This is a genomic window from Microbacterium sp. 1262, from assembly GCF_040544895.1.
In the GTDB taxonomy this organism is placed as follows: Bacteria; Actinomycetota; Actinomycetes; order Actinomycetales; family Microbacteriaceae; genus Microbacterium; species Microbacterium plantarum.
Window position 1 is genome coordinate 1195883 of sequence record NZ_JBEPKU010000001.1, and the last position, 13393, is coordinate 1209275.

Sequence of the window (13393 nt, forward strand, 5' to 3'; positions counted from 1 at the left end):
TGACTCAGCCCTTGCCGAAGAGCTTCTGGATCTCGGCGAGGTCGGCCTCGCTCGGCTGAGCCTGACCGCCGGCTCCGAGACCGAAGCCCGAACCGGTCGGCGCCGTCGCGGTCGCGAGGCCGGCGTTCTCTGCGGCCCGCTTCGCCGGGTTGCCCGAACGCGAACCGCCCTTGTTCTTGGCCTGCTTGCCGCGCTTGCTCGAGGCGCCGGGCTTGCCGCCCATCGGCCCCATGCCGGGGATGTTGGGAACGCCACCGCGAGCGACCGTCTTCATCATCTTCGCCGCCTGCTCGAAGCGCTGCACGAGCTGGTTGACATCGGTCACCGTCATCCCCGAACCGCGGGCGATGCGCAGGCGGCGCGAGCCGTTGAGGACCTTCGGGTTGCGACGCTCGGCCGGCGTCATCGACCGGATGATCGCCTCGGTGCGGTCGATCTCGCGCTCGTCGAACTGCTCGAGCTGCTGCTTCATCTGCCCCATGCCCGGCAGCATGCCGAGCATCTTCTTCATCGAGCCCATCTTCTTCATCTGCTGAAGCTGGTCGAGGAAGTCCTCGAGCGTGAACTGCTCCTTCGCGAGCTTCTCGGCGACCGCGAGGGCCTCCTGCTCGTCGAACGCCTGCTGTGCCTGCTCGATCAGAGTGAGGATGTCGCCGAGGTCGAGGATGCGGCTGGCCATGCGGTCCGGGTGGAAGGGCTCGAGGTCGTCGAGGCCCTCACCCGTGGACGCGAAGATGATCGGCCGCTGGGTGACCGAGGCGACCGAGAGCGCAGCACCACCGCGTGCGTCGCCGTCGAGCTTGGAGAGGACGACACCGGTGAAGTCGACGCCTTCCTGGAACGCCTTCGCGGTGTTGACCGCGTCCTGACCGATCATCGCATCGATGACGAAGAGCACCTCGTCGGGATCGGTGGCCTTGCGGATCGAGGCGGCCTGCTTCATGAGCTCCGCATCGACGCCGAGGCGTCCCGCGGTGTCGATGATGACGACATCGTGCTGCTGGCGGCGTGCGTGCTCGACACCGTCACGCGCGACTCGCACGGGGTCGCCGACTCCGTTGCCGGGCTCGGGCGCGTAGATGGCGGCGCCGGCACGCTCGGCCACGACCTGGAGCTGGTTCACGGCGTTCGGCCGCTGGAGGTCGCACGCGACGAGAAGGGGGGTGTGGCCGTCCTTCTCGAGCTGCTTCGCGAGCTTGCCGGCGAACGTGGTCTTACCCGAGCCCTGGAGGCCCGCGAGCATGATGACGGTGGGCGGGTTCTTCGCGAACTGCAGTCGCCGCTGCTCGCCGCCGAGGATGCCCACGAGCTCCTCGTTGACGATCTGAACGACCTGCTGGGCAGGGTTCAGCGCACGGTTCACCTCATCGCCGAGCGCGCGCTCACGCACCTTGGCGGTGAACTCTTTGACCACCGCGAGGGCGACGTCGGCGTCGAGAAGCGCGCGGCGGATCTCACGGACGGTCTGGTCGACGTCAGCCGCCGAGAGCTTTCCCTTGGTGCGGAGATTCCGGAAGGTCTCGGTAAGACGGTCGGAGAGCGTGCCGAAAGTTGCCATGATCCCTCGATTCTATGCGAGCAGCCGACCCGGTCAGTGCCCCCGGACGATCGCGATCGCTCGGACCATCTCGTGCGCCAGATCCGTCCGACCCGCTCCCCCGCGCGCCCAGGAGCGGACGGCTCCGAGCACAGCACCGCCCCAGGCGGCACCGAGGATGTCGGCTTCGAGCCGTTCCGTCCCCGACCCGTGCAGGGCCGCGGCGACGGCTCTAGCGATGCGAGCGGCCCGCAGTGCGGCATCTCGCGCGAGCTCGTCGGACAGCCCCATCGCGACATCGTTCACGATCGCGAGCGCCAACGCATCGGGGGCGAAGCCGCGGGCGAGCTCCGCCACCGCGGACGCGACGTCGTCGACGCCGCCGGCGCGCCGCAGACCGAGCTCGAGCACGCTGATCCGCTCGTCGAGTCCGGCCCACAGGACGGCCGACTTCGACGAGAAGTAGTTGAAGAAGCTCGAACGGCTGACACCGGCGCGTCGGGTGATGTCGGCGACCGTCGTCGCCTCATAACCGCGCTCGAGGAAGAGCTCGCAGGCGGCCTCCGCGAGGGTCTCGCGGGACGATACGCGAGGCCGGCCGGCGCGGGTGGAAGACGTCACCAGGACAGCCTAGGCGTGTCGTATTGTTGGACGCGGTCCAGTATTCGAGGAGGAACCGTGCTCGATGTCCGCGTCGTGGGGCTCGCCCCCGCCGTCGTCCCCTACGCAGAAGGCTGGGAGCTGCAGCGCCGCGTCCACGATGCCGTCGTGGCCGGTGGTCCCGACACGCTGCTCCTGCTCGAGCACGAGCCGGTGTTCACCGCGGGCGCACGTACCGAGCCCGGCGAGCGACCGACAGACGGCACCGCCGTCGTCGACGTCGACCGCGGTGGCAAGATCACCTGGCACGGACCGGGCCAGCTGGTGGGGTATCCGATTCTGCGTCTGCCGGAGCCGGTGGACGTGGTCTCGCACGTGCGGCGGCTCGAGCGGATGCTCATCGACGTCGTCGCCGACCTGGGCGTCGCGGCCCGTCAAGTGACGGGCCGAAGCGGCGTCTGGGTGAGTCAGGACGGCCGAGACGCGAAGATCGCGGCCATCGGTGTGCGGGTTCAGCGCGGCGTGACGATGCACGGCTTCGCCCTCAATTGCGACAACGACCTCGCCCCGTTCCAGCAGATCATCCCGTGCGGCATCGCCGATGCCGGCGTCGCTTCCCTCTCGACAGTGCTGGGCAGAAGCGTCTCCCCCGCGGATGTGGTGGACACCGTCGCGTGTCGGTTCCGCGCCGAGTTCGAGACGGCGGCCGCAGCATGAGCGGCGGCTGCGCCGTGCCCGCCGCTCCCGCCGCGGGTGGTCCGGACGGGCGCAAGCTCCTGCGACTGGAAGTGCGCAACGCGCAGACCCCGATCGAACGCAAGCCGGAGTGGATCAAGACGAAGGCGCGGATGGGCGAGGAGTATCGCGCTCTGCATGACCTGGTCAAAGAAGAGGGACTCCACACGGTCTGCCAGGAAGCGGGATGCCCGAACATCTACGAATGCTGGGAGGACCGGGAGGCGACCTTCCTCATCGGCGGCTCGCAGTGCACACGTCGGTGCGACTTCTGCCAGATCGACACGGGCAAGCCGGCCGAATACGACACCGACGAGCCGCGCCGCGTCGCCGAGAGCGTCAGCCGGATGCAGCTGCGCTACGCGACGGTCACCGGGGTGGCGCGCGACGACCTCGCCGATGGCGGAGCCTGGCTCCACGCGGAGACGGTGCGACGGATCCACGCGGAGAACCCGGGCACGGGCGTGGAGATCCTCGCGACGGACTTCAACGGCGACGCGGCGCAGCTCGACGAGGTGTTCGCGTCACGACCCGAGGTCTTCGCACACAACGTCGAGACGGTCCCCCGCATCTTCAAGCGGATCCGGCCAGCCTTCCGTTACGAGCGCTCCCTGGGCGTGATCACGCGCGCCCGTGACGCCGGACTCATCACCAAGTCGAACCTCATCCTCGGGATGGGCGAGACGCCCGAGGAGGTCGTCCAGGCCCTCCAGGACCTCCACGACGCGGGCACCGACATCATCACGATCACGCAGTACCTCCGTCCCACGCCTCGTCACCTGCCGGTCGACCGCTGGGTCAAGCCGGAGGAGTTCGTCGGCTTCCGTGAGGAAGCGGAACGCATCGGCTTCCTCGGCGTGCTCGCCGGACCGCTCGTGCGGTCGTCCTATCGGGCCGGGCGCCTGTGGGCGCAGTCCATGACTGCCAAGGGCCGGGAGATCCCGCCCCATCTCGCGCACCTCGCCGACTCGGCCCAGTCCGGATTCGCGCAGGCCGTCTGACGGCGTGCCGGCCCGGCCGCGAGGTCTCAGGACGCGGTCGGGTCCGGCGGCCAGACATACGGCAGGTCGTCGGGAACGTCACCGAAGCGCGGCCGGTAGAACGCGGCATCCTTGCGCACGAGGTTCGAGCGGTGAGACAGGTGGAACGCCTCATCGCCCAGCCACGGCGGCATCTCGAGTTCGCTCTCGGGCATCCCGTCGACATCGGGCGCGAACTGCAACAGCTGCGGCCGGACCGTGTCCGGGCGACCGGCGGCGATCCACGCGTCCGTCATCGCGAGGCCGTACGCCGTGAGAGCGGGCAGATAGCCGCGCCACATCTTGGCGGCCGGATGGTTCCGCCATCCGTATCCCGGGACCGTGTTGGCCCGGAGCAGCTGCAGCGTCTCCACGCGCTGCTTGCCGAGCCGCGCCGTGTCGAGGGCCGCCGCCGACTGGGCGAACGAGGGATACGGCAGAAAGGTCTGCACGTCAGTCGGCGCTGGTGACCGACTGGATGCTGCCGTCGCTCGTGAGATTCACCAGGAGCACCTCTTCGGTGGAATCGGGGTCGAGCGCGTACTCGAGCACCGCGAATGGGTCCGATCCCCCGTGCTCATCGGCCAGGATCGTCATGCTGATCAGCTGCAGCGACCGGATGACGTCCATGTGGACGTCGCCCGAGATGTCCACGAGGTACGACTCGATGTCCTCTCCGAGCTCCTCCTGCTGCTGGAGGATGAACTCCGTCACCTCGCTGGTGCGGTCGTTCAGCTCGGAGACCATCGCGTTGCGAGCGGAGAGATCGATCGATTCGATCGCCGAGATCATGGCGGCGGCGACATCCAGCGCGGCAGCCGAGACGTCGTCCTGATCCGGAGCCGTCAGATCGACGGTGACCGTCTGATCGCCGATCTCGACGTGATCCGACCAGAAGATCGATCCGTCCGGCCCCGACTCGAGGAGTCCGAAGTAGTCGTGCTCGATCGCCATGTGTTTATGAAACCAGCCGTGAGGGTGCGGGGGAAGTGGTGATGCGGCGCGGCGCGCGACTCAGTCGACGAGCGCCGACGCGAAGACGTGCGGGGTGAAGCCCGTGAGGTCGTTGATTCCCTCGCCCTGGCCGAGAAGTTTCACGGGGATGCCGGTGCGCTCCTGCACGGCGAGGACGAATCCGCCACGTGCGGAGCCGTCGAGCTTCGTCAGGACCAGGCCGGTCACTCCCGCGTGCTCGAGGAACGCCTCGGCCTGCATCACGCCGTTCTGCCCGGTCGTCGCGTCGAGAACGAGCAGCACCTCGCTGATCGGCGCCTGCTTCTCTATGACGCGCCGGATCTTGGTGAGCTCGTCCATCAGCCCGCCCTTGGTGTGCAGGCGGCCGGCTGTGTCGACGAGCACGATCTCCGTGCCTGTCCGCTTGGCGTAGTCGATCGTCTGGAACGCAACCGAGGCCGGGTCCTGGCCTTCCTGTTGCGGACGGACGATCTGCGCGCCTCCGCGCTCGGCCCACGTCGCGAGCTGGTCGACCGCGGCCGCACGGAAGGTGTCGGCGGCTCCGACGACGACCGACCGACCGTAACGCTGGAGGAACTTCGCGAACTTGCCGATCGTCGTGGTCTTCCCCACGCCGTTCACCCCGACGACCAGGACGACGGCGGGACGCTCCGTCAGACGCAGGGTCGAGTCGAACGCGGCGAACCGCTCCTCCAGGGTCTCCTTGAGCATGCGCTGGAGGTCGCGGGGGTCGGTCGTGCGGTACCGCTCCACCTTGTCGCGCAGGTCATCGACGAGACGCTCCGTGATGTCGGGCCCGAAGTCGGCGGTCAGCAGCGCCGTCTCGAGATCGTCCCACGTGTTCTCGTCGATGGTCGGCTTGACGAAGAGCCCGCGCAGCGCGCGCGAGAGCGACCAGGGATTGTCGGCCATACCCTCAGCCTACGGCGCCCGCGCGCTCCCGAACGCGCTGACCGACGACCGCCGACACTCCGTCCTGGCGCATCGAGACGCCGTAGAGCGCGTCCGCGATCTCCATCGTGCGCTTCTGGTGCGTGATGACGATGAGCTGGCTCGATTCGCGGAGCTGTTCGAACACGCCGAGCAGGCGTCCGAGATTCGCGTCGTCGAGCGCTGCCTCCACCTCGTCGAGGATGTAGAACGGGCTCGGCCGCGCCTTGAAGATGGCCGTCAGAAGAGCGACAGCGGCGAGGGAACGCTCGCCGCCCGAGAGGAGCGACAACCTCTCGATCTTCTTGCCCACAGGTCGCACCGCGACCTCGATGCCGGTCGTGAGCGGGTTGTCGGGATCGGTCAGCGAGATGCTGCCGGTGCCCCCGGGGAACAGGATCGGGAATACCTCGCCGAATGCGACCTTCGTGTCCTCGAAGGCGGACAGGAAGATCGTCTGCATCCGCTCGTCCAGCTCGCCGATGATCGTCAGCAGGTCCGAGCGGGTCTGCGTCAAATCCGCGAGCTGTTCCGTGAGGAACGCGTGCCGCTGCTCGAGCGCGGCGTACTCTTCCAGCGCCAGAGGGTTCACGCGCCCGAGCTGCGCGAGCTTCCGCTCCGCCTCCGCGAGGCGACGGCGCTGAGCGGCGCGATCGAAGGGCACCGGCTCGCCGGAATCGTCGAGGGCGGGGTGGTCCGGCCCATATTCCGAAACGAGAATGTCCTCGTCGAAGCCCAGTTCCGACCCGACGCGTTCGAGCAGACTCGTCACGTGCAGCTTCTTCTCGTGCATCTGCATCTCGAGTCCGTGCACCGACTCGGTGAGGGCCGAGAGCCGGCTGCGCGCCGACTGATCCTGGCGGCGCAGCTCGGCGAGCTCGCTCGTGATCTCGCTCCGCGCCTGCTCAGCCCTCCCCAGTTCCACGCGGGCGGCGGCGACGGACCTGTCGATCGATTCGAGCAGCGGCGGCAGTTGTGCGGCGACGGCATCCGCGATCGCACGCTGCTGCCGCCGGATGACGGCGCGTCGGGCGGCCTCGGCGGCGGCGGCGCGCTCTCGCTCGCGCTGGCGTTCGAGCTGAACCACGCGGGCCTCGCCGGCTCGCACACGCTCTCGCAGGGTCTCGACGTCGAGGCGTGCGCGCATCTCGCGTTCACGAGCCTTTTCGAGGGCTTCGAGGAGACCGTCACGCGCCGATGCGTCGAGGATCGGGCGCGGCGCCGCAGCCGCCGCCGCGAGCGCTTCCTCGGCATCGCGGGCCGCTGACTCGGCCTCGGTCGCGGCCGAGACGGCCGGCGCGATGCCTGCCTCGAGCCGGTCGCATTCTGCGATGGCCGCTTCGTACCGCACTGTGGCTCGGTTGAGCTTTTCCGCGTCGGCCGCAAGCGCCGCATCGTGGGCACGCAGCGTCTCGAGCGCTGTCCTCGTCCGGGCGCGAGCCTCGGTCCAGGCTGCCTGTGCATCGGTCAGCGACTCCCGGAGCGCGTCGGCGACGACGGTCATCTCGCTCAGCCGGTCAGCCGCCGCGTCTCGCTCCGCGGCGAGTTCGAGACGTGACCGGCCCTCGCCGGATCCGGCTCGGACCGTGCGCCACGAGACCAGCTCGCCCTGCTTGGTCACGACGACGGCGCGTCCGCGTTCGCTCGCCGACCATGCATCGCGGATACGGACTGCTGTCTCGAGGTCATCAGCGACGAGCACGTGCTCGAGCTGGCCGACGACGCCGTCGGGCCCGCTGACGACGTCGATCGCACGCACAGCGCCCGGCACGGCGTTGACAGCCTCTCCCCGGTCGGCATGCGCGAGGACGATGTCGACGACACCGAGGTCGTCCTCGGCAGCGGTGGCTGCCGCCCGCAGCGCTGCGGGCACATCGGCGGCGAGCACGCCCTCGGCCAGCGCCCCCAGCGCCGCAGCGACAGGCGCTTCGTATCCCGGTTCCACCTTCAGGGCGTCGGCGACGAGTGACCGCAGCCCATCGTCGCCGCGCGACAGCAGATCGGCGGCCGCGTTGCGGACCTCGAGCGCCCGCCCGAGCGCAGCCGTCTGCGCCGTCAGCGACTCGACCTCGCGCTCGGCCGCGTGCAGCCGCTCACGGATGCCCGCGAGCGTCGTCTCCGCCTCCGTCGCCTCGCGCTGAGCGCGCTCGTACGCAGCCGTGTGCTCGGCGGAGCTCGCCTCGGGAGCCGCTTCGGACTGGACCTGCTCGAGGGCCGCCTCAGCCTCCGCGCGCCGCGTCCGTGCGGCGTCCAGCCCCCGCTGCTGCCGTTCGACCGTCGCGCGCAGAGCTTCCAAGCGCGACGCGGCGGCGTCTGCTCGGCCGCGGAGCTTGGTCAGCCGCATGTCGTGCTCGGAGACGAGAGCGCTCTGCGCGGCGATGTCGGAGTCGAGAGCATCCAACTCGGCACGCGCTCGAATCACATCCCGGGATGCCGCGGCGGCGGCATCCTGCGCGTCGCCGACGCCCGAGGCGATCTCGTCGACCTCCTGGCGGGCCTCGTCGATCGCCCCCTGTCCTACCGTGGCGACCTCGATCGAGAGCTGGCCGTCGTCCTCGAGAAGAGCGCGGCGCTGCGCCGCGAGCGTGTGCAGTCCGCGCACCCGCTCCTGGACCTGCTCGAGCGCGAACGCGGTGGCGCGTGCCCTGTCGACGGCCTCGGATCGCTGCTCGGCCTCGAGCTCGTCGATGCGTCGTTTGACGCCGTCGAGCCGGTCCTGCAGCACGAGGCGTTCGGCGTGCCGCTCGTGCTCGTCGCGTGCATGGTCGGCGAGCTGGGAGCGCAGCGCGACGAGGTCGTCGGCGTACAGCCTCGCCTTCGCGTCGCGGACGACGGCGGCGATCGTCGCGGCTTCACGTGCGATCTCGGCCTGCTTGCCGAGGGGCTTCAGCTGCCGCCGCAGTTCGCCCGCCAGGTCGCTCAACCGCGTGAGATTGGCCTCCATCGCCTCGAGCTTGCGAACCGTCTTCTCTTTGCGGCGGCGGTGCTTCAGAATGCCCGCCGCTTCCTCGATGAAACCGCGCCGGTCCTCCGCGCTCGCCTGCAGCACGGTGTCGAGCCGGCCCTGCCCGACGATCACGTGCATTTCGCGACCGAGACCGGAGTCGCTCAGGAGCTCCTGCACGTCGAGCAGTCGGCACGTCTCGCCGTTGATCGCGTACTCGCTCGATCCGTTGCGGAACAGCGTGCGGCTGATCGTCACCTCGGCGTACTCGATCGGAAGCACGCCGTCGTGGTTGTCGATCGTCAGCTGGACCTCGGCGCGACCGAGCGGACCGCGCGTCGCAGTGCCGGCGAAGATGACGTCTTCCATCTTCCCGCCGCGGAGGGTCTTGGCTCCCTGCTCGCCCATGACCCAGGCGAGCGCGTCGACGACGTTCGACTTGCCCGAGCCGTTGGGCCCGACGATGCAGGTGACGCCCGGCTCGAGCACGAAAGTGGTCGGTTGGGCGAACGACTTGAAGCCCTTGAGCGTGACGCTCTTCAGGTGCATGTCGGGCCCTCCCGGCGCTCGGTGGATGCCCACACGCTACCGGAGGATGACGAGCCGGACTTGACGCCGCACCGGGCGGACCGCTAGCGTCACTTCCCGCATCCCTGACGAAAGGAGGTTCCCCGATGTTGATTTCTGTCACCGCGTTTAACGCTGTTGCTGTTCGTTCCGAGCACCGCGACCGTTTCTCCTGCGTGATCGGTGGAGCCGCCGTCATGGGTGCTCCGCTGAACGTCTGAGTCCGCGAGTCCCTCGCCCCGTTCCGCCTCTCCGCCCGCGCGACACCTCGCGCCGGGCCGCAGCCGACGGCTGCACCTGCGACGCACATCGTCGCCATCGCACGTCCGCCCTCTTCGAACGAGGACACCATGAACACCGTCGTACAACGACGTCCCGAGGTCGCGCCTGCGCGGCCCGCCATTTCCGAGCAGACGGCTCTCGGCCGTCCGACCCTCGCCCAGCGCCTTGCGCTGCGCATCGCACTGCGCCTCATCGTGTGGAGCGCGAACCGCGGCGCCAGCTCTGCGCCCGAGGTCGCGTACCGCCGCGAACAGCTCGCCGCCCGCGAGGCGCGCGAGCGGCACTGGGAACGCGCGTACCTGCTCACTCCCTACCGTTGATCCGCGTGGGGTCTCGGTGACGAGACCCCACGCCGCCGAAAGAGAATCATGAACGACATCACTGCGCGGCTCGAGCTGCGCCCCCTCCGCATCCCCGAGAGGATCGATGCACCGGACGCCGCGGATTTCTGCGAGATGGTGCGCGTGCGCAATCTCGTGTATCGCGAGATCACCGGCGGCGATGACGATACCGCCCGCCCCGACGAGCTGCTCCCCCACTATCGCCCGAGCCCGGACGAGACGAGATTCAGCTGGCTCGCGGTATGGGACGGCAGAGTCGTCGGGCGCGTGGGGCTCGACATCCCCCACGAAGCCGGATCCGACAGCGCGTACTGGCTCATCGAACTCCTGCGCGAGGTGCGCGGACTCGGCATCGGTTCGCAGGCCCACGCGCTCGTCGAGCGGACCGCCCGCGACCATGGCCGCCACGTTCTGCAGACGTACGCCGAGCATCCCGATGAGCCGGGCGACAGGCTGGCCGCACCGACGGGGTACGGCGACATTCCGCGCGACCATGCCGCGCGCTTCCTGCTGCGTCACGGCTACACGCTCGAGCAGATCAATCGGAAGAGCGTGCTCGATCTGACCGACTCCGCCACCGTCGTCGATGATCACCTGGCGAAAGCCACGGTGGCGGCCGCCGGCTACCGCGTGGTGCGATGGACCGCGCCGACGCCGCCGGAGTTCGTCGAAGGGTACGCCTGGCTCAAGTCGCGCATGTCGACCGACGCCCCCGCCGCCGGCCTCGAGGTGGACGAGGAAGAGTGGGATGCCGCGCGCCTGGCCCGCCACGATGCGCGCTACGTCGAAGCGGACCAGACACTGCTCGTGACCGCGGCGCAGCACATCGAGACCGGCGAGCTCGCGGCCTTCAACGAACTCATGATCGGCTCCGACCGCACCGGCGCGACCCATCAGCACGACACGCTCGTGTCGGCGAGCCACCGGGGCCACCGGCTGGGAATGCTCGTGAAGTGCGCGGGCCTCGTCGCGTGGCGCGACATCGCCCCCGAATCACCCCGCGTCATCACCTACAACGCCGAAGAGAATCGCCCGATGCTCGACATCAACGAGGCCCTCGGGTTCCGCCCGCTGTCATACGAGGGCGCTTGGAAGAAGCGGCTCAGTGGCGACGACGCTGGCAGCGCGGGCAGTAGTGCGATGAGCGATTCGTGAACGCGACCCGGACGATGGCCGAGCCGCACCGCGAGCACTCCGCTCCGGTGCGGCCATAGGCCTCGAGCGAGTGCGCGAAGTAGCCGGCCTGGCCGTTGACGTTGACGTACTGGGCGTCGAAGCTCGTGCCGCCTTCGGCGAGAGCCTTCGTCATCACCGCGACGACGGCCTCGAGGAGGCGCTCACGCGCGGGCCGCGAGAGGAGGGATGCAACGGTCTCCGGATGGACGCGGGCAGCCCACAGCGCCTCATCGGCGTAAATGTTGCCAATGCCGCTGACCACGCCCTGGTCGAGGAGGACGCGCTTGATGCCGGACGACCGCCGGGCGAGTTCCCGATGGAACCGCGGAGCGTCGAACGCGGGGTCGAGGGGGTCGCGGGCGATGTGCCGCACCTGCCCCGGGATCAGTGCCGCATCCGTTCCGCGCCCGGCTGGTGCGCCGTCCACCGTGGGTTCGAGGTCGTCCACCGCGAGAGAGCCGAAGGTCCGCTGGTCGACGAACAGAACGGAGAGCTCGCCGTGCTCCGGGTGCACGATGTCCCAGCGGATGCGTTCGTGGCGCTCGGTCGGCGCACCGGGCTCGCGCAGCAGCATCTGCCCGCTCATTCCGAGGTGGGCGATGACCGCACGCTGAGTGCCCTCTACGGGAAACCAGAGGAATTTGCCGCGTCGCGCGGCGGCGGTGAGGGAGCGGCCGGTCAACTCCTGCTCGAACGACGCCGGCGTTCCGACGTGGCGCGTGAGCGCGCGAGCGTCGAGCACCGTGCACGCCTCGATCCGTGCGCCGACGACGGCCGGCTCGAGACCGGCGCGCACGACCTCGACTTCGGGCAGCTCAGGCACGGGCAGACAGCACATGCCACACAGCGAGGGCGGCCGCCATCTCGGCCTGCTTCTTGCTGCTTCCCACGCCCTCGCGTGACACGTCCCCGACGGTGACGGTCGCGGTGAAGACCCGGTGGTGGTCGGGTCCCGAGGCCTCGATGCCGTAGACCGGCGGCGCAACGCCCAGGTGAGCGGCGAGCTCTTGCAGGGAGGTCTTCGGGTCCATCGCCGCGCCGTAACGCGCGGGGTCCGCCAGAAGTGGCGCGACGAGACGGAGGACGAGTTCCTGCGCCCGCTCGGGACCGGCCGAGAGGAAGGCCGCTCCGATCACGGCCTCCATGGCGTCGGCGAGGATCGAGTCTTTATCGCGCCCGCCGGTCTGCGTCTCGCCGCGGCCCAGCTTGATGTGGTCGCCGAGCCCGATCGTCCGAGCGACCTCGGCCAGGGCGATCGTCGACACGACGCTCGCGCGACGCTTGGCCAGCGCACCCTCGTCGAGATCGGGATGCGTGCGGAAAAGATGCACGGTCACGGCTTGGCCCAGGATCGAGTCGCCGAGGAACTCGAGACGCTCGTTGTGAGGCGTCCCGCCGTTCTCGTACGCGTACGAACGGTGGGTGAGGGCAAGCGACAGAAGCTCGGGGTCGATGTCGACCCCGAGCTTGTCGGTGAGCGCGGAGCGCTCGGTGGTGTTCTCAGTCACGCCGCGCGTCGTCAGACGTCAGCGACCTTGCGACCCTTGTACTCGAGGAACAGCTCGGTGCCCTGCGAGTCGGTGACGACCTTCGCCTGGTGGGGGCGGCTGTAGACGACCTTGCCGTTCTCGATGGTCTTGACGAGCGTCGGAGCCTCGGCCTTCCACTGCGCGCGACGCGAACGCGTGTTGGAGCGGGAGACCTTCCGCTTCGGGGGGTTACCTGCCATGGCTAGCTCTTCTCTGTGTCGGGCGCGACGCGGTGGTCTGCGTCGTCGTGGTCTGGGGTGTAGGCCGTCAGCGCGGCCCAGCGCGGGTCGATCTGCACCTGCTCCGCAGGTTCCGCTCCCGGCGTCAGCTTCTCACCCGTGACCGGGTCGAGCCCGGGGCAATCCGGCTGACACACCGGTTGGAACGGAAGCGCCAGGACGATCGAATCCCTGACCGGAGTTTCAAGATCCACGTGGTCGTCTTGAACCTCGAAGTCGGACGCTTCGTCCCCAGAATACCCGAAGAGCTCCTGAAACTCGATTCGGAGGGGGCGTGTCAGTTCCGTCAGGCACCGACCGCAGACGCCGTCATACACGGTGTCGGCCTCAGCGGTGGCCAGGATGCCCTCGTGCACCGACTCGAGGCGCACCTCGAGATCGATCGGCCGGCCCGCGGCGACCGAGACGAGACCCTCGCCCCACTTGTCGGGCGCGGGCACGCTGAACGCGAACTCCCGCATCTCCCCCGGCTGGCGCACGATGTCGCGCACGGGGATGACGAATGGTCCGGTGACGTGC

Annotated in this window: 14 protein-coding genes; 4 read left to right on the forward strand and 10 right to left on the reverse strand. The window is 69.3% G+C overall.

Annotation, left to right across the window (positions count from 1 at the left end):
• Window positions 1–4: 4 nt before the first annotated feature.
• Window positions 5–1558: a signal recognition particle protein gene (gene ffh, locus ABIC53_RS05650; RefSeq protein ID WP_094261654.1), complete on the reverse strand. Its 1554-nt coding sequence runs from the start codon at window positions 1556–1558 to the stop codon at window positions 5–7.
• A gap of 33 nt (window positions 1559–1591) precedes the next feature.
• Window positions 1592–2158 (reverse strand): TetR/AcrR family transcriptional regulator, encoded by a 567-nt coding sequence (locus tag ABIC53_RS05655; protein ID WP_274177805.1) that lies wholly within the window; start codon window positions 2156–2158, stop codon window positions 1592–1594.
• 57 nt (window positions 2159–2215) lie between these two features.
• On the opposite strand from ABIC53_RS05655, the gene lipB reads away from it, so the two are divergent.
• Window positions 2216–2854: a lipoyl(octanoyl) transferase LipB gene (lipB, locus tag ABIC53_RS05660; RefSeq protein ID WP_274177804.1), complete on the forward strand. Its 639-nt coding sequence runs from the start codon at window positions 2216–2218 to the stop codon at window positions 2852–2854.
• Window positions 2851–3873, forward strand: a complete 1023-nt coding sequence (gene lipA / locus ABIC53_RS05665; protein ID WP_407667133.1) for a lipoyl synthase — start codon at window positions 2851–2853, stop codon at window positions 3871–3873. The genes lipB and lipA overlap by 4 nt, the downstream gene beginning before the upstream one ends.
• A gap of 26 nt (window positions 3874–3899) precedes the next feature.
• Here lipA and ABIC53_RS05670 read toward each other — a convergent pair whose 3' ends face one another.
• Genes ABIC53_RS05670 through smc form a run of 4 tightly spaced genes read right to left on the reverse strand, consistent with a single transcriptional unit; the run spans window position 3900 to window position 9289 of the window.
• Window positions 3900–4343 (reverse strand): MSMEG_6728 family protein, encoded by a 444-nt coding sequence (locus ABIC53_RS05670; protein WP_112614476.1) that lies wholly within the window; start codon window positions 4341–4343, stop codon window positions 3900–3902.
• Window position 4344: 1 nt separating this feature from the next.
• Window positions 4345–4845 carry a DUF2004 domain-containing protein gene (locus ABIC53_RS05675; RefSeq protein ID WP_023950989.1) on the reverse strand — a complete coding sequence of 167 codons (501 nt, stop codon included), beginning with the start codon at window positions 4843–4845 and terminating at the stop codon, window positions 4345–4347.
• Window positions 4846–4905: 60 nt separating this feature from the next.
• Complete coding sequence (gene ftsY, locus ABIC53_RS05680; RefSeq protein WP_103840597.1) at window positions 4906–5778, reverse strand: signal recognition particle-docking protein FtsY; 873 nt, start codon at window positions 5776–5778, stop codon at window positions 4906–4908.
• A 4-nt stretch (window positions 5779–5782) separates the two neighbouring features.
• Window positions 5783–9289, reverse strand: coding sequence for a chromosome segregation protein SMC (gene smc / locus ABIC53_RS05685; RefSeq protein ID WP_274177802.1), 3507 nt, complete (start codon window positions 9287–9289; stop codon window positions 5783–5785).
• 368 nt (window positions 9290–9657) lie between these two features.
• On the opposite strand from smc, the gene ABIC53_RS05690 reads away from it, so the two are divergent.
• Together ABIC53_RS05690 and ABIC53_RS05695 are read left to right on the forward strand one after the other, a co-directional pair.
• Window positions 9658–9909, forward strand: a complete 252-nt coding sequence (locus ABIC53_RS05690) for a hypothetical protein (RefSeq protein ID WP_112614470.1) — start codon at window positions 9658–9660, stop codon at window positions 9907–9909.
• A 48-nt stretch (window positions 9910–9957) separates the two neighbouring features.
• Entirely contained in the window at window positions 9958–11085 is a 1128-nt protein-coding gene (locus ABIC53_RS05695; RefSeq protein ID WP_274177801.1) for a GNAT family N-acetyltransferase, read from the forward strand.
• Here ABIC53_RS05695 and mutM read toward each other — a convergent pair.
• Genes mutM through ABIC53_RS05715 form a run of 4 tightly spaced genes read right to left on the reverse strand, consistent with a single transcriptional unit; the run spans window position 11033 to window position 13335 of the window.
• Window positions 11033–11929 carry a bifunctional DNA-formamidopyrimidine glycosylase/DNA-(apurinic or apyrimidinic site) lyase gene (gene mutM, locus ABIC53_RS05700; RefSeq protein WP_274177800.1) on the reverse strand — a complete coding sequence of 299 codons (897 nt, stop codon included), beginning with the start codon at window positions 11927–11929 and terminating at the stop codon, window positions 11033–11035. The genes ABIC53_RS05695 and mutM overlap by 53 nt on opposite strands.
• Entirely contained in the window at window positions 11922–12614 is a 693-nt protein-coding gene (gene rnc / locus ABIC53_RS05705; protein WP_112614464.1) for a ribonuclease III, read from the reverse strand. Before rnc ends, mutM begins: the two co-directional genes overlap by 8 nt.
• 11 nt (window positions 12615–12625) lie before the next feature.
• A complete protein-coding gene (rpmF, locus tag ABIC53_RS05710) occupies window positions 12626–12835 on the reverse strand; it encodes a 50S ribosomal protein L32 (RefSeq protein ID WP_019179169.1) in 210 nt (69 codons plus the stop codon).
• Between the two features lie 2 nt (window positions 12836–12837).
• A complete protein-coding gene (locus ABIC53_RS05715) occupies window positions 12838–13335 on the reverse strand; it encodes a YceD family protein (RefSeq protein WP_112615121.1) in 498 nt (165 codons plus the stop codon).
• Between the last annotated feature and the right edge of the window lie 58 nt (window positions 13336–13393).